The sequence below is a fragment of the Rhizorhabdus sp. genome (assembly GCF_018006725.1).
In the GTDB taxonomy this organism is placed as follows: Bacteria; Pseudomonadota; Alphaproteobacteria; order Sphingomonadales; family Sphingomonadaceae; genus Rhizorhabdus.
Map to the genome: position 1 here is coordinate 37,338 of NZ_JAGMXV010000006.1, position 18,113 is coordinate 55,450.

At 61.9% G+C, this 18,113-nt stretch carries 21 protein-coding genes; 17 read left to right on the forward strand and 4 right to left on the reverse strand.

Going from position 1 to position 18,113, the window contains the following annotated elements; genetic code table 11:
- The first annotated feature begins 39 nt into the window (after window positions 1–39).
- From KAY22_RS02125 to KAY22_RS02135, 3 genes are read left to right on the forward strand one after another with little or no spacing between them, the layout of a single operon-like run.
- Window positions 40–240, forward strand: coding sequence for a hypothetical protein (locus tag KAY22_RS02125; RefSeq protein ID WP_011950428.1), 201 nt, complete (start codon window positions 40–42; stop codon window positions 238–240).
- A gap of 13 nt (window positions 241–253) precedes the next feature.
- Window positions 254–763 (forward strand): DUF2726 domain-containing protein, encoded by a 510-nt coding sequence (locus KAY22_RS02130; protein ID WP_011950427.1) that lies wholly within the window; start codon window positions 254–256, stop codon window positions 761–763.
- A gap of 5 nt (window positions 764–768) precedes the next feature.
- Window positions 769–1,428 carry a hypothetical protein gene (locus tag KAY22_RS02135; RefSeq protein ID WP_011950426.1) on the forward strand — a complete coding sequence of 220 codons (660 nt, stop codon included), beginning with the start codon at window positions 769–771 and terminating at the stop codon, window positions 1,426–1,428.
- Between the two features lie 37 nt (window positions 1,429–1,465).
- Here the strand turns inward: KAY22_RS02135 and KAY22_RS02140 are convergent, their stop codons facing one another.
- A complete protein-coding gene (locus KAY22_RS02140) occupies window positions 1,466–2,377 on the reverse strand; it encodes a LysR family transcriptional regulator (protein WP_011950425.1) in 912 nt (303 codons plus the stop codon).
- Window positions 2,378–2,477: 100 nt separating this feature from the next.
- Here KAY22_RS02140 and pdhA point away from each other — a divergent pair, with 100 nt between their 5' ends.
- Genes pdhA through lpdA form a run of 4 tightly spaced genes read left to right on the forward strand, consistent with a single transcriptional unit; the run spans window position 2,478 to window position 7,630 of the window.
- Window positions 2,478–3,560 carry a pyruvate dehydrogenase (acetyl-transferring) E1 component subunit alpha gene (gene pdhA, locus KAY22_RS02145; RefSeq protein WP_011950424.1) on the forward strand — a complete coding sequence of 361 codons (1,083 nt, stop codon included), beginning with the start codon at window positions 2,478–2,480 and terminating at the stop codon, window positions 3,558–3,560.
- The gene (locus KAY22_RS02150) at window positions 3,560–4,930 is read left to right on the forward strand and encodes a pyruvate dehydrogenase complex E1 component subunit beta (RefSeq protein ID WP_011950423.1); all 1,371 of its coding nucleotides are present in this window, start codon (window positions 3,560–3,562) and stop codon (window positions 4,928–4,930) included. Before pdhA ends, KAY22_RS02150 begins: the two co-directional genes overlap by 1 nt.
- Before the next feature lie 19 nt (window positions 4,931–4,949).
- On the forward strand, window positions 4,950–6,212 hold the full coding sequence (locus KAY22_RS02155; protein ID WP_011950422.1) for a pyruvate dehydrogenase complex dihydrolipoamide acetyltransferase: 1,263 nt from the start codon (window positions 4,950–4,952) through the stop codon (window positions 6,210–6,212).
- A 20-nt stretch (window positions 6,213–6,232) separates the two neighbouring features.
- Window positions 6,233–7,630 (forward strand): dihydrolipoyl dehydrogenase, encoded by a 1,398-nt coding sequence (gene lpdA, locus KAY22_RS02160; RefSeq protein ID WP_011950421.1) that lies wholly within the window; start codon window positions 6,233–6,235, stop codon window positions 7,628–7,630.
- Between the two features lie 70 nt (window positions 7,631–7,700).
- On the opposite strand, the gene KAY22_RS02165 is transcribed toward lpdA, so the two are convergent.
- Window positions 7,701–8,870, reverse strand: coding sequence for a tyrosine-type recombinase/integrase (locus tag KAY22_RS02165; RefSeq protein ID WP_017184754.1), 1,170 nt, complete (start codon window positions 8,868–8,870; stop codon window positions 7,701–7,703).
- 57 nt (window positions 8,871–8,927) lie between these two features.
- On the opposite strand from KAY22_RS02165, the gene KAY22_RS02170 reads away from it, so the two are divergent.
- From KAY22_RS02170 to KAY22_RS02185, 4 genes are all read left to right on the forward strand, one after another.
- Entirely contained in the window at window positions 8,928–9,098 is a 171-nt protein-coding gene (locus tag KAY22_RS02170) for a hypothetical protein (protein ID WP_017184755.1), read from the forward strand.
- 102 nt (window positions 9,099–9,200) lie between these two features.
- Window positions 9,201–9,839, forward strand: a complete 639-nt coding sequence (locus KAY22_RS02175; RefSeq protein WP_241763696.1) for a hypothetical protein — start codon at window positions 9,201–9,203, stop codon at window positions 9,837–9,839.
- 324 nt (window positions 9,840–10,163) lie between these two features.
- Window positions 10,164–10,406, forward strand: coding sequence for a hypothetical protein (locus tag KAY22_RS02180; RefSeq protein ID WP_242496070.1), 243 nt, complete (start codon window positions 10,164–10,166; stop codon window positions 10,404–10,406).
- 3 nt (window positions 10,407–10,409) lie between these two features.
- Window positions 10,410–11,084: a nucleotidyl transferase AbiEii/AbiGii toxin family protein gene (locus KAY22_RS02185; RefSeq protein ID WP_011950417.1), complete on the forward strand. Its 675-nt coding sequence runs from the start codon at window positions 10,410–10,412 to the stop codon at window positions 11,082–11,084.
- Here KAY22_RS02185 and KAY22_RS02190 read toward each other — a convergent pair.
- Window positions 11,081–11,389, reverse strand: a complete 309-nt coding sequence (locus KAY22_RS02190) for a hypothetical protein (protein WP_011950416.1) — start codon at window positions 11,387–11,389, stop codon at window positions 11,081–11,083. The genes KAY22_RS02185 and KAY22_RS02190 overlap by 4 nt on opposite strands.
- A gap of 72 nt (window positions 11,390–11,461) precedes the next feature.
- The gene (locus KAY22_RS02195) at window positions 11,462–12,076 is read right to left on the reverse strand and encodes a hypothetical protein (RefSeq protein ID WP_017184756.1); all 615 of its coding nucleotides are present in this window, start codon (window positions 12,074–12,076) and stop codon (window positions 11,462–11,464) included.
- Between the two features lie 221 nt (window positions 12,077–12,297).
- Here KAY22_RS02195 and KAY22_RS02200 point away from each other — a divergent pair, with 221 nt between their 5' ends.
- From KAY22_RS02200 to istB, 6 genes are all read left to right on the forward strand, one after another.
- A complete protein-coding gene (locus KAY22_RS02200; RefSeq protein WP_017184757.1) occupies window positions 12,298–12,699 on the forward strand; it encodes a hypothetical protein in 402 nt (133 codons plus the stop codon).
- Between the two features lie 6 nt (window positions 12,700–12,705).
- Window positions 12,706–13,125: a hypothetical protein gene (locus KAY22_RS02205; RefSeq protein ID WP_011950414.1), complete on the forward strand. Its 420-nt coding sequence runs from the start codon at window positions 12,706–12,708 to the stop codon at window positions 13,123–13,125.
- A gap of 1 nt (window position 13,126) precedes the next feature.
- The gene (locus KAY22_RS02210) at window positions 13,127–14,101 is read left to right on the forward strand and encodes a CBASS cGAMP-activated phospholipase (protein ID WP_011950413.1); all 975 of its coding nucleotides are present in this window, start codon (window positions 13,127–13,129) and stop codon (window positions 14,099–14,101) included.
- A 99-nt stretch (window positions 14,102–14,200) separates the two neighbouring features.
- Window positions 14,201–15,265: a PIN domain-containing protein gene (locus KAY22_RS02215; RefSeq protein ID WP_011950412.1), complete on the forward strand. Its 1,065-nt coding sequence runs from the start codon at window positions 14,201–14,203 to the stop codon at window positions 15,263–15,265.
- A 409-nt stretch (window positions 15,266–15,674) separates the two neighbouring features.
- Window positions 15,675–17,189, forward strand: a complete 1,515-nt coding sequence (gene istA / locus KAY22_RS02220; RefSeq protein ID WP_041378971.1) for an IS21 family transposase — start codon at window positions 15,675–15,677, stop codon at window positions 17,187–17,189.
- Window positions 17,176–17,904, forward strand: coding sequence for an IS21-like element helper ATPase IstB (gene istB, locus KAY22_RS02225; protein ID WP_011950403.1), 729 nt, complete (start codon window positions 17,176–17,178; stop codon window positions 17,902–17,904). The genes istA and istB overlap by 14 nt, the downstream gene beginning before the upstream one ends.
- The last annotated feature ends 209 nt before the right edge of the window (window positions 17,905–18,113 follow it).

The window sequence follows — 18,113 nt, forward strand, 5'->3', positions numbered from 1 at the left end:
GCCGGCGTGGTGCCTGCGGCGAAGAGAAGGAGACGAACGATGGGTTGGGAATTCGATGAGGCTGGCAAGTTCGGGAGCGAACGGGCAGCCGAAGACTATGCGAAGCGCAACAACATCGATCCGCGTGATGTCCAGCTGACCCGCAAGGGTGAGGAGGTCGAACTCAACATCCGCCGGTCGGCCCTCGATGGCCGTAAGCTGCGCGACAATGGCGAAGGTCGCCGGGACGGCTGGGGCTGAACGGAGGGCTACAATGAGCACATTTGAATTTCTCGCCTCGCTTCTGCTGGTGGGCGTCATCGTCGCGCTTGGCTGGTCGAAAATGTCCCGAGGCTTCACTCCACAGAAACCGCTCGACCCAGTGGCGCGGCCATTCATGACGCAGCGCGAGCAAGCCATGCTGGCCGCGCTCGAGCACATCCTGCCCATGTACCGCCTCCATGCCCAGGTCTCGATGGGAGCCCTCCTCAAGGTTCCATCGGTGCCGGGCCGGCGGCCGACCCCAGCGGACTGGAATCGCTTCCAGCGAAAGATCATCGACTTTGTGGTCGAGGATCCCACGACGGGAAGGGTGGTCGCCTTGATCGAGATCGACGATCGTTCGCACGATCCCGGCAAGGATCGGGAGCGTGACGCGATGACCGCCCGGGCCGGCTATCACACATTGCGGATCCCCGCTGGTGCAAGCCCCACGGTACAGACGGTGCTCGGTTTCGTGGGTGACCTTCGCGACGGTGCGGCGAGCGCCGCATATCAGGGATAACCGGCATGGGGCTCAAAGATCGCGACTATATGCGCGAGCGCTATCGCGCGCGCGCGAAGGGAACCCGATGGAACGATCGGGCCGGGCGCGTCGAGGGCGCCTGGTTCGATCCCGTCAACCGCGGTTTCGATTATCAGCGCGGCCGGTTGAGGGGATCGCGCGGTAATGCCGGCGGGATGCTGCGCTGGATGTCGCTCGCGTTGAGCCTGTTTCTCATCGCTATCCCGGTGTGGCATTCGCTGAAGCGGGAAGGCTGGCTGGCGGATAGTGAACCCGGATTACCCTTCCCCGAAACGGGCAGCGTGACGGTCAACCCCGCATTGGATCCGGCCGGGGCGACATCGCGGATGGCAGTCACGACCTCCGATGCGAACGCCGTCGTTCAGCTCTTCGACCCTCAAAGCGGGCGGCATGTGATCTCGGTCTATGTCCGCAAGAACGATCGGGCGATAATCGCGGTTCCACCTGGAACCTATCGGATGAAAGTGGCGGAAGGGCAGCGTTGGCACGGCCCGGTGGACTTTTTCGGTTCGTCAACGACCTATGACGCCGTCGTGCCGCTGATGGTGTTCACCAGACAACGGGGCAATGGCATCGACCTGCACAGGCGTCCGAACGGCACATTGCCGACACGGCCCAACTGGCGCGGTCCAGCGCCCCTGTAACGAACGATCATGCGGAAGCGCGGCCGAAGACCCGGTCCTATCGAGCGGCGGGCGCCGATACCTCTTCGGTTTTCAGCGCATGGGCAATTTCGAAGATATGAAGAATGATCGGGTCCTTCTCAGCAGATCGGATCGCTGCCTGCAACAGAATAGGAGGCGGTGACTGATCGAAAACGCGAACGATCTCGCCACTAGATATCTTCTCTCCCACCATGTTGAGAGGAAACAAGCTTACGCCGCCGCTGGACACGATGATATCGATCAGAGAATGCAGGTCGTTGCAGGTGTTTATCTTCCCGTCATGATATCCCAGTCCACCCAAGGCATCATGCATGATCGCATGCATGGGGGAGCTTCGTGCCAATGACCAGAACAGCAGGTCTTTTGGGGGCACGAGTCGCTGCTCCAGCATGTTCGCGAGGCTGGGAGACGCGAGCCATATCAACTCGACCTCGCCGATCCGCCGCGTCTTGATGCCGGGCATTTCAACGGGACCGATCGCGAAAACCAGATCGGCCGCGCCACTTAGAAGTCCATCGATCAGTTTCGATGTCAGGTCGATTTCGATCTCCAGTGAAAGCCCTGGCATCTCCTGACGGATCGCATTCACGAAAGCGGACAGGCAACTGGCGGCCGCAATTTCACCCGATCCGATACGGACGATGCCGGCCACGCTGCTGAGGTCCACCGGATTGAGCAGGGCCTGTTGAAGCGACGGCCACACCTGCTCGCATCGGCGCACCAGTTCACGGCCCTGGACAGACAGGATCATGTTACGCCCTTGTCGCGCGAACAACGGAATTCCCAGGTGATTCTCAAGTTCGCGTATTCGCGCGGAAATGCCCGGTTGCGTGGTGTTGAGGCGATTCGCTGCCGCGCTGAACGAGCCAAGGCGGTTGATCCAAAGCAGGGTTTCCAGATGGTAGAGCGCGATCCGATTCATCACCATTGGTTATACATACATCGAATGAACTATGATTTGAACTGATGTGACATTTATCTCATGGCCAGACCCCGAAAGCGCAGCAGGCAGGGGAAGGGAAGGGTTCGTGGCCAAAGAGCAGCATGTGAAGGCAGAGAGCCGAGCCGGGCCGGCAAGGCGGGCTTCGGTTTCATCTGGATCCGCCTCCAATCGCGAACGTCCGGCCGAGCCCGTCCGCTATCAGGCGACCAATGCGGAGATGCTGGAACTCTACCGCCAGATGCTGCTGATCCGCCGTTTCGAGGAAAAGGCCGGCCAGCTTTACGGCTTCGGCATGATCGGCGGCTTCTGCCATCTTTATATCGGGCAGGAGGCCGTCGCCGTCGGCCTGCAATCGGCTATGAGGGTGGGCAAGGACAGCGTCATCACCGGCTATCGCGACCACGGCCACATGCTGGCCTACGGGATCGATCCCAAGGTCATCATGGCAGAGCTGACCGGCCGCGCTGCGGGCATTTCACGCGGCAAGGGCGGGTCGATGCACATGTTCTCGGTCGATCATGGCTTCTATGGCGGCCACGGCATCGTCGGCGCGCAGGTGGGGCTGGGCACGGGCCTAGCCTTCAAGCATAAATATGCGGATGATGGCGGCGTCTGCCTCACCTATTTCGGCGACGGCGCGGCCAATCAGGGACAGGTCTACGAAAGCTTCAACATGGCGGAGCTGTGGAAGCTGCCGGTGATTTTCGTGATCGAGAACAACCAGTACGCCATGGGAACCAGCGTCAACCGCGCGTCGGCCGAGGACCAACTCTATCGGCGCGGCGAGAGCTTCCGCATCCCCGGCATCCAGGTGGACGGCATGGACGTGCTCGCTGTCCGTGGCGCTGCTGAGGAAGCCCGGCAGTGGGTGCTGTCCGGCAAGGGGCCGATCCTCCTGGAATTGAAGACCTACCGCTATCGGGGCCATTCCATGTCCGATCCGGCCAAGTACCGCTCGCGCGAGGAAGTGCAGGCGGTCCGCGACAAGTCCGATGCCATCGAGCATCTCAAGCAGGAGTTGGAGGCGGCCGGCGTCACCGAGGATGAGTTGAAGGCGCTGGAGAAGGAGATCCGCCAGATCGTTCAGGAAGCCGCCGACTTCGCCGAGCAGGCCCCGGAGCCCGAGCTTGCCGAACTCTATACCGATGTGCTGGTGGGGCAATATTGATGGCGATTGAACTGAAGATGCCGGCGCTTTCTCCCACCATGGAGGAGGGTACGCTCGCAAAGTGGCTCGTCAAGGAAGGCGATGCGGTGAAATCCGGCGACATCCTCGCGGAGATCGAGACCGACAAGGCGACGATGGAATTCGAGGCAGTGGACGAGGGCATCATCGCCAAGATCGTCATTCCTGAAGGCACCGACGGCGTGAAAGTGGGCGCGGTGATCGCGCTGATCGCTGGCGAGGGTGAAAGCGCCGTGACGGTCCAAGCCGCCGCCCCCGCTCCCAAGGTCGAGGCACCCGCGCCCAAGGCGGCGGAGCCGGCCCCGCAGCCGGTTGCGGCGCCTGCGCCCCGCGCGGCGGTTGCCGATCCCGATATTCCCGCCGGCACCGAGATCGTGAAGACCACGGTGCGCGAGGCGTTGCGCGACGCCATGGCCGAGGAGATGCGCGCCGACGACCGCGTCTTCGTGATGGGCGAGGAAGTGGCGCAATATCAGGGCGCCTACAAGGTGACGCAGGGCCTGCTGGAAGAGTTCGGCGATCGCCGCGTCATCGACACCCCGATCACCGAGTATGGTTTTGCCGGCATAGGCACAGGCGCGGCGATGGGCGGCTTGAAGCCGATCGTCGAGTTTATGACCTTCAACTTCGCCATGCAGGCGATCGACCACATCATCAACTCGGCGGCCAAGACCAACTATATGTCCGGCGGCCAGATGCGCTGCCCGGTGGTGTTCCGCGGCCCCAACGGCGCCGCCAGCCGCGTCGGCGCCCAGCACAGCCAGAATTACGGGCCCTGGTATGCTGCCGTTCCTGGCCTGATCGTGATCGCGCCTTACTCGGCCGCCGACGCCAAGGGGCTGCTGAAGGCCGCGATCCGCTCGCCCGATCCGGTCGTGTTCCTGGAAAACGAGTTGCTCTACGGCCAGAGCTTCGACGTGCCGAAGCTGGACGATCATGTCCTGCCGATTGGCAAGGCCCGCATCGCCCGCGCGGGGCGTGACGTGACCCTGGTGAGCTACTCCATTGGTGTCGGTGTCGCGCTGGAAGCCGCCGACAAGCTGGCAGATGAAGGTGTTGACGCGGAGGTGATCGACCTGCGCACGCTCCGCCCGCTCGATAAGGAAACCGTGCTGAAGTCGCTCGCCAAGACCAACAGGATGGTGGTGGTGGAGGAAGGCTGGCCGGTCTGCTCCATCTCCTCGGAGATCATCGCCATCGCCATGCAGGAAGGCTTCGACGACCTCGACGCCCCGGTGCTCCGCGTCACCAACAAGGACGTGCCGCTGCCGTATGCCGCGAATCTGGAAAAGGCCGCGCTCATCAAGGCGGATGACGTGGTCGCGGCGGTCAAGCGCGTCCGTTATCGCTGACGCCTGCGGAGTTTCGAAAATGCCGATTGAACTCAAGATGCCCGCGTTGTCTCCCACGATGGAGGAGGGTTCGCTCGCCAAATGGCTGGTGAAGGAGGGCGATGTGGTGAAGTCTGGCGACCTGCTGGCCGAAATCGAAACCGACAAGGCGACGATGGAATTCGAGGCGGTGGACGAAGGCATTATCGCGAAAATCCTCATCCCCGAAGGTACAGAAGGCGTGAAGGTCGGGACCGTCGTCGCCATGCTTGCCGCCGAAGGCGAGGATATCACCGCTATCGGGGAAGGGGCTGTTCCCGCGCTTCTGCCGGCCCCCGAGATTGCCGACAAGGTCGCTACATCCATTCCCGCCGCTGTTCCTGTCGCGTCGTCAGCCGCACCCGCAATTGGTGCCAGCCGTATCAAGGCCAGCCCGCTTGCCCGTCGTCTGGCGGAGGCAAGCGCCATCGATCTTTCTACGATAAGAGGCTCCGGGCCTAATGGCCGCATCGTCAAGGTTGACATTGATGGCGCGACGCCTGCCTCGATGCCGGCCGTCGCTCCGGGGGTCCCCGCGGCGTTTGCCGCCGCAGTACCGTCGATCGAACCCGACATTCCACACGAAGTCGTCAAGCTGTCAAACATGCGGAAAGTCATTGCCCGACGGCTCACCGAATCGAAGCAGCAGGTTCCGCACATCTACCTCACGGCCGATATCCACCTCGATCCATTGCTGAAGCTTCGGGCCGATCTCAACGACGGGCTTGCCGAACGCGGTGTCAAGCTCTCGGTCAACGATCTGCTGGTCAAGGCCTTGGCGGCCGCCCTTATCGAAGTGCCCAGCTGCAATGTGCAGTTTGCCGGCGACAATCTGCTGCGGTTCAGCCGCGTCGATATTTCGGTGGCGGTATCGATCCCCGGCGGCCTGATCACGCCGATCATCGCGGGCGCGAACGCCAAGGGCGTTGCCGCAATCTCCAGCGAGATGAAGGATAGGGCGGAGCGCGCGCGCAACGGTAAATTGCAGCCGCATGAATATCAGGGCGGCACCGCCAGCCTGTCGAACATGGGCATGTTCGGCATCAAGCAGTTCGAGGCTGTCATTAACCCGCCCCAGGCCATGATCATGGCGATCGGCGCGGGCGAAAAGCGGCCTTATGTAGTGAACAATGCGCTGACCGTTGCCACGGTGATGTCGGTAACCGGCAGCTTCGATCACCGCGCGATCGATGGGGCGGACGGTGCGCAACTGATGGCCGCTTTCAAGCGCATCGTTGAGAAGCCGCTGACACTGTTGGCCTGAATCTCAAGGAATTTCCGAACATGGCTGATAGTTACGACGTGATTGTCCTTGGCTCAGGCCCCGGCGGCTATGTCGCCGCGATCCGCGCCGCTCAGCTCAAGTTGAACACGGCGATTGTCGAGCGCGAGAATCTAGGCGGTGTCTGCCTCAACTGGGGTTGCATACCCACCAAGGCGTTGCTGCGCTCGGCGGAGGTTTTTCGCTACATGCGGCATGCCAAGGATTATGGCCTGGTCGCGGAGAAGATAACCGCCGATCTGGATGCAGTGGTGAAGCGCTCACGCGGCGTTGCCAGGCAGCTTAATCAGGGTGTCTCGCACCTGATGAAGAAGAACGGGATCGCCGTTTATATGGGTGAGGGGAAGCTCACCGGCAAAGGGAGGCTTTCTGTCACAGCGCCGGATGGTAAGACCAGTGAGTTGACCGCGAAGAATATTATCATCGCCACGGGCGCGCGTGCTCGCGATCTGCCGTTCCCGAAAGCCGATGGAAAGCGCGTCTGGACCTATCGCCACGCGATGAACCCGCCGGAAATGCCGAACAAGCTGCTTGTTATCGGCTCGGGCGCGATCGGCATCGAGTTCGCCAGCTTTTACAACGACATGGGCGCGGAAGTGACAGTCGTCGAGATGCTGGACAGGATCGTTCCGGTCGAGGATGCAGATGTCTCGACCTTCCTGGAAAAAGCGTTGGTGAAGCAGGGCATGAAGATCTTGACGGGTGCAGGTGTCCAAAAGCTCGATATCGGTGCCACCGGCGTAACAGTCGCGATCAAAGCCCGGGATGGCAAACTTGTTTCGGACGAATACAGCCATGTCATCGTGGCAATCGGGATCGTCCCAAACACCGAAACCGTTGGGCTTGAGGCACTGGGTGTGAAAACGGAGCGTGGCCACATTGTTACCGATGGCGCATGCCGCACCAATGTCGAGGGAATCTGGGCGATCGGAGACGCCACGGCGCCGCCTTGGCTAGCGCACAAGGCCAGCCATGAAGGTGTTATCGCGGCAGAAACCATAGCGGGTCAGCATCCGCACGCAATGGACCCCAGGAACATTCCCGGCTGCACCTATTGCCACCCGCAGATCGCTAGTGTCGGCCTCACCGAAACAAATGCGAGGGAAGCAGGTCACGAAGTGAGGATTGGCACCTTTCCCTTCATCGGCAATGGCAAGGCTATCGCGCTCGGCGAGCCAGAAGGCTTCGTCAAGACGGTATTTGATGCCCAAACTGGCGAGCTGCTGGGCGCACACATGGTCGGCCCGGAGGTGACCGAAATGATCCACGGCTTCACCATCGGTCGTACACTGGAAACAACCGAGGCGGAGCTGATGGAAACGGTTTTTCCGCATCCGACCATTTCCGAAACGATGCATGAAAGCGTGCTTGCTGCCTTCGGGCGCGCAGTCCATATTTAGGCTATCTTCCATATTTGGGAGAGATCATGCCTCCTTCTGCTGCCGAACCACGAGCGGCGAGGCGTCAAGGTCAGCTACGTACTCTTGAAAGAACCCGTGCGGCGACATTGCTTCGCACCGCGAGCTTTCTACCGTAACGTAGCGCGGTTGTCGGTGAACTCCATCGCAGCGCCTGCGCAATGCCGGCTCCGTCCTCTCCGGCGGCGAAGAGGTCCTGGGTCAGGCCAACGCGCAGCGAATGTGTGGACAGCGCCTGAACCGCATCGGCCAGCTTGCTGGCGCTCAGGTTGACCAGCCCCATTTCGTAGGCGGCACTCGCCACGCGCCTGTAGATCCCATTGACCCCCTGCCGACTGAGGGCCTCCTTGCCGATGGTGTAGGTCGTTCGGGCCAGTGCCGTTTCCGGATCGGAGCCGCGCGCGCGCCGGCGATAGACACCAACCCTGCGAAACAGCAGCCCGTCCTCGATCGCGCTTTCGGCCTGCCACAAGGCGACCCTGCGCATCGTCTCGGCCGACAGCCACGCCCACGCGCCTTCCTGCTCCTGGTCGGTTTTGGAGAAGGGGATGAACAAGGTCGCCGAGCCGTCGTCCTGCGCATCGATATGCGTGGCTTCAACCCTAGTGAGCTCGCTGACCCGGAGCCCTGCGTCATAGCCGAGCGAAAGCAACGCCGCGTCCCGTAACCCCTGAAGATCGCCGCCACACGCTTCGAGTAGCGCAGCCAGGGTGAAGCCTTTGGCGGCGTGGTGATCCAGCGCCTTGCCTAACCGCAGAGGCGCAGCCTGACGCTGAAGTGCGCCTCTCTGCCGGCGGATGGCCTTCAGCGCGGCGCGAACCATCGGGGCGTCGGTCGGCGCGGCGGGCGAGGCCAAGCCCAGCATGCGGTGGACCGAGGCGATGCTGGCGATGCGCCGCGCCAGCGTCGCGGGCTTCCTGCCTTTGGCGTCCAGCGCGTTTACATAGCGCACCATATCTTCGGGATCGGCTGGCAATGGCCTGCGGCCTTCTTCACCGCACCAGTCGCGCCAGCAGTCGAGATCGGCGGCTATCGCCGCCTTCGTCGCGTCGGCCATCGCCGCCAGGGTCGTCTCGAGACCGAGCTGACTGATCGGCGGTAGATCGGTCGGAATGATTTCCCCGATCGTGCGCAGCAGCCGCACATCGACGGATTCGGCGTCTGTCTTGCGCGATCGTGTCGGCAGAGCAGTGTCGTTCGTCCTGACGACGATGATTTCCATGGGGGAGGATTTGGTGGAACTCTCGGTCATCGTTCGCTATATGTCTTCCCGGAGGATATGATGCAGCTCAACTCGGCAAAAGCTCTGGCCCTTGGCCGGGAGGTCCGCGAAACCTTCGGCAGCTGGAAGAAGGCACGCGAGGCGGCCGTCCAGCGCGATGGCGTCTATGTCATCGATCGGGCGAAGATTCGTGCTGAAAAGGCCAAGAAGCTCGCCAAGACGGCCTGATCTCGAATGACATTCGGCTACGCGCTGCTTGGCGCTCTGGTTCTTCTGCTTCCCGGGTTTGCGGGTTATTTCGGTCTTCGTATTGGCGAGGCGAGTGATTTTGTGTCGCCGCGGCCCGACCGGCCCAATTCCAATCTCACCATTTTCCTGATTGTGCTGCTGGCGCTCGCTGCGCACACCGCCGGGGCGGGAATTTTTGCCTTCAACGAAGCGATAGCGGCGTGGAAGCCGCTGATCTCGCTTCCCTATGATCCCAATCCCTACAAGGCACTTCTGTCCGGCCAGGTCCCATCGGGGCTTTCCGCGCTCGCAATCGAACTGGAACTGCTGTTCTGCCTGGCGCTTTCCTTTGGGACCGGCTGGGTCTGCGAGAGAATGGCGCGCGCCAAGCCGATTACGACCCGAACCGCGCCCTTGCGCTTCGGATGGCTCCTGCCGATCGTCGAGAAGGTCGAGGCCGGTGGCCATGTCGCGGTCGGTTATGTGCGCACGACGAGCGGCCACAACGGTGCCTGGGTCGCCTATGAAGGCAGCATCCGGCGCCTGACGCTCGACGATGACGACGGAATCCGCATGGTGGTGCTCGAGCAGTGCGATCGCTTCATTGTCCGGATGACGGACGACAAGATCGAGCGGGTCGACATGGACAGCGCGCCGATCGCCATGATGCATCTTGCCGCCGACCAGATCGCCGATTTCGCAATCGAACTGTTCGAGGTTCCCGAGATCGGCGCTGACTGAGGCGAGCGGCGGCGTTCTGCTCAAAACATGCGGCACAAGGCGCGACACATCTGTGCCGCATGGTTTTTCCCCGTTCGTCATCATCCGCAAAATTTGCCCTTCCCTGCCGTTCCAGCAGCCCTGTACTTACCATAATCTCCCATTATGGTAAGTGAGAAAATCACGCGGGGAGGGCGGTTTACGCGGAGAATCGGCCTTGCACATCCCGCCTGGCCGGATAGCGGATTGGCGCCGTTCTTGTTTTGATAACGCCGAAGCGCTATATGCGCTGAACGATCCACGAGATCATGGTACAGGTTAGAAATGGCAAAGGCGGTAAGCTTGGTGTTGGCGACGGTGAACGCTCCTTATGGGGCGAACCTTTCCGCGCATCAACTCGCTGCGCTGATCGCCGACCCAAAGAGCGCGAGCGATTTCAACGCGCCCGTGTTTTCCTTCTTCTCGGAAGTAAGCCCGGCTCTGCAGCTGCAGTTCGTCGAGGAAATGGGTGTCGACGCCGACAAGGTCTGCGCGGTCGCCGACCAGTTCTCCCACCTCTCGGGCTACGCGCTCCCGCTGGCGGCGTAACGCATGGTCGAGCGCGGCCCAAGCCAGTGGCCGGTCCTGTTCGATCTTGCGATGGAAATCTTCGCCCAATTCGAGGAGAACGTCGGCTTCGTGCCCTCGTGGAGCTTCGGCGGCGGGACGGCGCTCATGCTCCAGATCGATCATCGTGAAAGCCACGACATCGATATCTTCCTTGATGATCCGCAAATCCTGCCTTTTCTCAATCCAGAGATCCAGGATTTCGCAATGACCCGTCGGCCGGACGAATATAAGAGCGACGGGACGCAGGCGCTCAAACTCGCCTTTGACGAACTGGGTGAGATCGACTTCATTTGTTCGTCCGCCATCCTCGATGTTTCCAGTGAGCGCCACGATGTGAGGGGGCGGACGGTCGACCTTGAAACTCCGGCCGAGATTGCAGCGAAGAAAGTTTACTTCCGGGGCTGGAACTTGCAGCCACGCGACATGTTCGATCTTGCTGCCATCGCCGAGCACCATGGTGACGACTATGTCGTGTCAGCATTGCGTGAATGCGGCCATGAGCGATGCCGCAAGGCGCTGGAAGTCGTCGAGAAGGTCAACCCGAAGGCTGTCGAGACGGTGATTGGCCAGCTGCTGTACAGGGAAAAGAACAGCCATCTGGTCGCAGAGGCGCAGGCGATTACGCACCGAATTTTAGGGGCTTCACTTTCCGATTAAGACGGTCGCAGCACGGGCGCGAGGAGCCGTTCGGCACGAGCCGAACCGTATTCCTTCACCGCACGCGCGAGCTGCGCGCTATTCATCTCCCCTGCCTTGGCAAGCGCACGCGGCAGGATGGCCACCTTGTCCTCGGGCAGCCTGTCGATGTTATGGAGGAGGTCGACAAGCAGGACTTCCTTGGACAGCCGCCTGGGCACCGACGGCCGCATCCGGAAATCGTACATCCGGCCATCCAGTTTGAACCGGCCATGGCGTTTGCGATTATAGACCACGGGCTCGTTGTGGAGCTGGGTCGTGCACACGCCAAGCCCATTGAATGCGCTTGGAGAGACCAGCAGGAACCGATCGTCGCCGAGAAATGTGAAGCTGCGATCCTACCGCGCCGCAGCCGCTCGAGGCTGAGCGTGTGCGCCTCGTACATAAGGCTGCCGCCGGTTTTCGCTGGTCACGATGCTCGGCTGAAGCGCGGCGCGGACCGCATCCGTGACCGTATAGACCGCATGACGCTGCGCACCGCGGTTCTCATGGTCCACGAAAAAGCCCTGGTAATGCCGTCTGATCAGTCCTGCCTTCACCAACTCCGACACCGCCCGGCTGATCGCCGTCATGCCGGTTTCGCGGATGCGCTCGCTGAGTTCCGCGTCGACGCGGCGCGCGGCCTCCACCGGATCGCCCGGCAATTCTCCTTTGGCTGCGAGCGCAGCCCGGACCTTATCGGCGGTGGCCCGGCGCTGGTGGTGACGCGCGCCGCTCGGCGCAATCGCCGCGGCCAGCCATTCGCGGATGGGCACCAGAACCTCGCCTTCTCGAACCAGAGGCCCCGCCTCCCCGTTCGTCCGGGCGGCCCTGGCGATGAGATCGAGCACCATGAAGGTGTAGCGCGGCCGACCCGAGTGCTCCGCGATGATGCGCACGATATCCGGCAGGCCAACTACTGGTGCTGGCGCCGGGGTTGGGATCGATGGCGCGAAGAGATCGAACTGAAGCATGGAACGAATCAAGCACAAAGCACGACTCTTGTGAATCCCCCAATCGCTCACAGAAACGACCGAAAGACGTTTTGCCATCCGTGTCACTTTACCCGACCGGTACCTGAAGGGTAAAGTGACGCAGCCGTCATTGATCGATGCATCTGCCCCGTGGCCACAATCATTGACATTTTGTGGCCACGCCCTATAACCATCGTCATTGGCAGCGAAGGTTGGTTGGTATGGACGTGCAGCTTCTAGCCGGAATCGAGAGGATCTGCTCCCTTCCAGAGCATCAGCTAGAGGTTGAACTCGGCAAACTGCTCGAAGGTCGGGCTCCGATGGCCACTATCACCATTCGCGCCGCGCGTGACAGCTTCACCAAGCTGCTTGCGCGTGCGCGTGACGGATCGGTTCAGCTTGTCGGCAAAGACAAGGGAGAGCAGACCGTGATCCTCTCGGTTGCGGCTTTGGCGAATGTCATTAAGGCAGCCGCTGGCGGTATTTCCGCCGGAGAATTTCTTGCCGCCACGCAGTTCCAGCCGTCACGCGGAAAGCTCGTCCATGTCGAGAGCGACGACGACAGCAGCCAGGAATTCACTGTCCGATCCGGAGAAGCTTCCTGGCAGCAGGCCAGCGCCTAAGCGGCCATGTATCTTCTTTCGACCCAATGCCTGCTTGACCGGATCACGGGTCAGGCGCCGGCCTCGATCGATGCGCTGCCTGCCCGAGAGATCCACCTGAGCGCGGTTTCCCTCGGGCAGGCGCTGCTGGCCATCGAGCAAAGCCCGGCGGGTGAACGCCAAGGCCACCGCGATGCGCTGCGCGGCTATGTCGGCATGGTGCGCAGCTTCGATAATATCGTGCCGTTCGACGAAAAGGCCGCCATGCTGTGGCCTGGTCTGCGGGCTCAGAAGCTGATCGCCACCAACCCGGCCGGTGCCGTGATCCCGGTCAGCGAGGCGACGACGATGGTCGTTGCCTCGGCTCTCGCTACCAATCTTGTCTTCGTCGACTATCCGCAGCCCTACCATAGCGGCGTCAGCGGGCTGACGGTGGTGAACCCTTGATATGACCGAGAGCGACGTCGGGATCAGGGAAGGTGCGCGCGCGCAGCCGGCCAAACGGTTCCGCATTCTGGCGCTGACCGGAGGTGGGTATCGTGGCCTCTTTACCGTTCGGATCCTCGAACAGATCGAGCGGACGATCGGAAAGCCGATCAAAGACCATTTCGATATCATCGCCGGCACTTCGATCGGCGGCATCGTGGCCATCGGCCTGGCCCAAGGCATTCGCCCAGCCGTGATCGGCGCCGCGTTTGAGAAGCACGGCCAGGCGATCTTCCCGAAGCGGGGTTTACTCGGTCGCTGGGGGCTGGCGCGCTCGCGCTATGACGCGGCTGGCCTCGCGCAGACGATCGACGCCGTTCTTGGCGAAGCGGGAAAGACGCCCCTGTCCGGCCTGAAGACACCCCTGATCGTGACCGCGGTCGATTTCGGCGCCTGGGCGCCGGCAATATACGAAACCACTGGCATGTCACCGAAGCTCGAAGGAACCTCGCTACGGGACATTGCCCTCGCCACCTCCGCGGCGCCAACCTATTTCCCCGACCATGTGATCGACGGGCATTCCTATGTCGACGGCGGACTGATCGCGAACGCTCCGGATAGTATCGCCCTGATGCGGGCGCTTGGGCGCTATGGGCGCACGCCCCAGGAAATCGACCTCATCAGCGTCGGGACCGCAGGAGAGCTGCGATGGGATGTGCCGCGTGCGCCCAGGCGCCGCGGCGGTGTGATGCTGATCGCAAAAGACGAGCTCGTGTCGAGGACGATGAAGGCGCAGGAGAGCCTGTCGCTCGACCTCGTGCAGTCCGTCCTGGGCTCGAGCTACGTCCGCATCGATAGGGTGCCTTCGCTCCAGCAGCAGAAGGAACTTGCGCTCGATCGGGCAACCGACAAAGCGGCCGAGATCCTGGGACAGCTCGCGCGCGACGCCTATGCGGGAGCCTCGGCGAGCAGCACGTTCAAAGCGATGCTTCGATAGGGGACGGGTGGCGGACTGACCAAGCCTTACGTTCCAGAAAATGCTGCCTGTCCGTCAAGCATCTGCCCAACATGACCTCAACACGGATCTACTCTGACGATGGCGAAGAAAACGACCAAAAGAACGCCGAAGGTCTTCCTGGATGCGAACATCGTCATCAGTGCCGGCAAACCACCAGGCGGGCCTGAAATCGCCCGTGTCGTCGATCTTGTCGATGCCGGTCTGATAACGGTGTTGACCACCGATCTCACCATCACCGAGGTTGCCAAAAAGTACATCCAGAGTGATTTCGACGCGATCAAGGAGATCAGCCAGCCGCATTTCCGGAAGATTGTCGAGGGAGCGACCGGCGTTGCGCTTCCCGCGCTCAAGCGGCCGGAGCTTCGCGCAAAGCTGAAATCGATCTACGATGAGTCGACTACGCAGATGTTCGATGCGCTGGAGGCCAAGACGCTCCAGATCGACGAGGTGAAGCCGTCGGCAGTGTTCAGCGCCTATGCGGCAGGGGAAGGTTTCTTCTCAGGCGACGGCAAGAAGGACCAGTTCCCCGACGCCTTTGCCTTCGAGTGCCTCAAGAAGGAGGCGTCGAGAAATAGCCCGGTGATCATCGTTTCGAACGATGGCGACTTTGATGGCCCGGTCGGGTCTGCGAAGCATATTTCGCTGGTGAAGTCGTTGCCCGAACTGTTCGCGGCGCTTGGCCTCGAGATGGCCGCGCCGCAACTCGATCCCTTCCTGGAGACGCAGGAGGAACAGATCGTCGACCTCGTCAGTCAGGAACTTACGAATTGGGGACTGCACAGTAGCGACGTCATGGATGCGGAGATCGACGAGATCACCGTCAATTCGGTCGAAGTGAAAAAACTCACCGCCTTCAAACCAAGTGAGGCAGGTAAATCAATCCTTGTGGTCGGCACGATCGAGGTCGCAGCATTGGTGTCTTTCACTCATCCCAACTGGGATGAAGCGATGTATGATTCCGAGGACAAGGTGCTTATCCCGTTCGAGGATGAGAGCGGGGAGACCGAGATCGAGCTTACCATCGACGTCGCCATGTCGATCGCGGTCGACGAGGCAGGCAATCCCGAGGAGATTGAAGCCTTGCGGTTTCGCAACAGCGATTTTCAGTATGTGACGCTCTATCCACCCGACATGTACAAATAGGGTCCGTGGATGAGACGATTCGAGGTCGAGAAGCAGTTCTGCGACATGGTCAGCCGGATCACATCGTTCAGGTCGAGTCGGCGACTCTGTTTCGGGTAGAAAAAAGCCGCCCACAAGGAGGCGGCTTGATAGTTGGGAGAGGATGCCTGAAAGGCCCGTCTCTTGTGCATTGCATCATAGAATATTGCAACTGCGAAATTCGCAACTATGGACACGCCTGATACCGGCGTTTGCCACTAGGTGCCGGCAAAAACTATCGCTCATGGCCTGTCCGGCCAATAAGCCGGAATCCTTCAATGTGGATCGGCGTGCAAAAAGGACCCCGTTAGCGGGGTGATCGGCGTCTAAAAGGGACCCCTCATTTCGATGGTTTAAGCAGCCGGCTGGATTTTCAGGCGGCGAGATCGGGATGTTGATTTTGGAGACAGTGGTTCGGATTCGGCGCGAGTATGCCGGCGGCAAGGCGATCAAGGCGATCGCGCGGGATTTGCATGTGTCGCGGAAGGTGATCCGCAAGGCGATCCGGGCGCCGGAAGGCGCATTCGACTATCAGCGCAAGGTTCAGCCACTGCCTAGGATCGGGCCGTTTCAGGATCGCCTGAACACACTGCTGGAAGAGAACGAGGTGCGCGGCAGGCGCGAGCGACTGCGGATGACGCGGATACATGATCTGCTGGAGCGCGAAGGTTTTGAGGGTTCCTACGATGCCGTTCGGCGCTACGCGGCGCGCTGGAAGGCCGACCGGCGCAAGGATGCCGGCGATGGTGTCACCGCCTTCATCCCGCTGATGTTCAAGCCGGGCGAGGCCTACCAGTTCGACTGGAGCCATGAGGATGTGGAGATCGCCGGCAAGCCGATGCGCGTGAAGGTTGCGCATATGCGGCTGTGTGCATCGCGGGCGGTCTATGTCCGGGCCTATCCGCGCGAGAGTCAGGAGATGCTGTTCGACGCGCATGCGCGCGGCTTTGCTTTCTTCGGCGGCGTGCCGGGCCGCGGCATCTACGATAATATGAAGACGGCGGTGACGAGCGTGTTCACGGGGAAGGAGCGGGTCTTCAACCGGCGGTTCCTGATCATGACCGACCATTATATGGTCGAGCCCACCGCCTGCTCGCCGGCGGCGGGATGGGAGAAGGGCCAGGTCGAGAACCAGGTGCAGACGATCCGGGGCCGCTTCTTCCAACCCCGGTTGCGGTTCGCCAGCCTCGACGAGCTCAATGGCTGGCTGGAGGCCGAGTGCCAGCGCTGGGCGGAACGACAGGCACACCCGGAACAGGGCGAGCTGACCGTGGCGCAGGCGCTGGAGATCGAGCGATCGGCACTGCAGCCGATGCTGGGACCGTTCGACGGCTTTAACGAGAGCGAGCATGCGGTGACGGGCACCTGCCTGATCAGCTTCGATCGCAACCGCTACTCGGTTCTCTCGACGGTGGCGCGGCGGACGGTGCAGGTCCGGGCCTATGCCGACCGCATTGTCGTGCGCTGCGGCGAGGAGGTTGTCGCCGAGCATCCCCGCTACTTCGGGCGCAACCGCACGATCTATGACCCCTGGCATTATCTGCCGGTACTGGCCCGCAAGCCCGGAGCGCTGCGGAACGGCGCGCCCTTCCAGGACTGGGATCTGCCGCCGGCGCTGGCGCGCCTGCGCCGCAAGCTTGGCAATGGCGACGATGCCGACCGCCGGTTCGTCCGTGTGCTGTCGGCCGTGCTGACCGATGGTCTGGAGCCGGTCGAAGCGGCCGTCCGCGAGGCATTGGCGACCGGCACGGCGAGCGACGACCTGATCCTCAACATCCTGGCGCGGCGCCGCGAACCGCCGCGACCGCTCACCATCATCACCTCCGAAGACAGCGCCTTGCGCCATCCGCCGATCGCCGACTGCGCCCGTTACGACCAGCTGAGGACCTTCGATGCAGCGGCATGACATGATCGAGGCGATGCGCGGGCTTGGGCTCAAGGGCATGGCGGGCGCGTTCGACGATGCGGTCACCACCGGCCTTCAGCGCCAGCGCACCACGATGGAGATACTGACCGACCTTCTGCGCGCGGAAGCAACACATCGCCATGCTGCCTCGATCCGATACCGGATGGCGGCCGCCCGGCTGCCGGTCGTGAAGGATATCGATGCGTTCCGGTTCGAGGGCACGCCGATCAACGAGGGGCTGGTGCGTTCGCTGCACAGTGGCGCGTTCCTGCCCGCTCGGCGCAACATCGTCCTGGTCGGCGGCACGGGCACCGGCAAAACCCACCTGGCCATCGCCATCGCCGCCAATGTCGTTCGCTCGGGTGCGCGAGGCCGCTACTTCAACACCGTCGATCTGGTGACCCGCCTCGAAGAGGAGGCCAGGATCGGCAAGAGCGGCGCTCTCGCCGCCCAGCTATCCCGCCTCGACCTGATCGTGCTCGACGAACTGGGATATCTGCCGTTCGCCCGCTCGGGCGGCCAGTTGCTGTTCCACCTGATCAGCAAGCTCTACGAGCAGACCAGCGTCATCATCACCACCAACCTCGCGTTCGGCGAATGGCCCACCGTGTTCGGCGATCCCAAGATGACCACCGCGCTCCTTGATCGCGTCACCCACCATTGCGACATCGTCGAGACCGGCAATGACAGCTGGCGCTTCAAAAACCGCAGCTGATCGCCCCCACCGACCTCCGATTAAAAGATGCTTTGCGCTGCGCGCGCCTCCGGTCGGGCTCCGCCCTCCCTACGCCGCGCGCAGCGCAAAGGCGCGTGTCCGATCAACCTTGCGCCATCGTGAAAGGGGGTCCCTTTTGCGCGCCGATAGGGGGTCCCGTTTGCACGCCGATTGACATTCCTTTCGCCCGCTCGGGCTCTCTTCAGAAA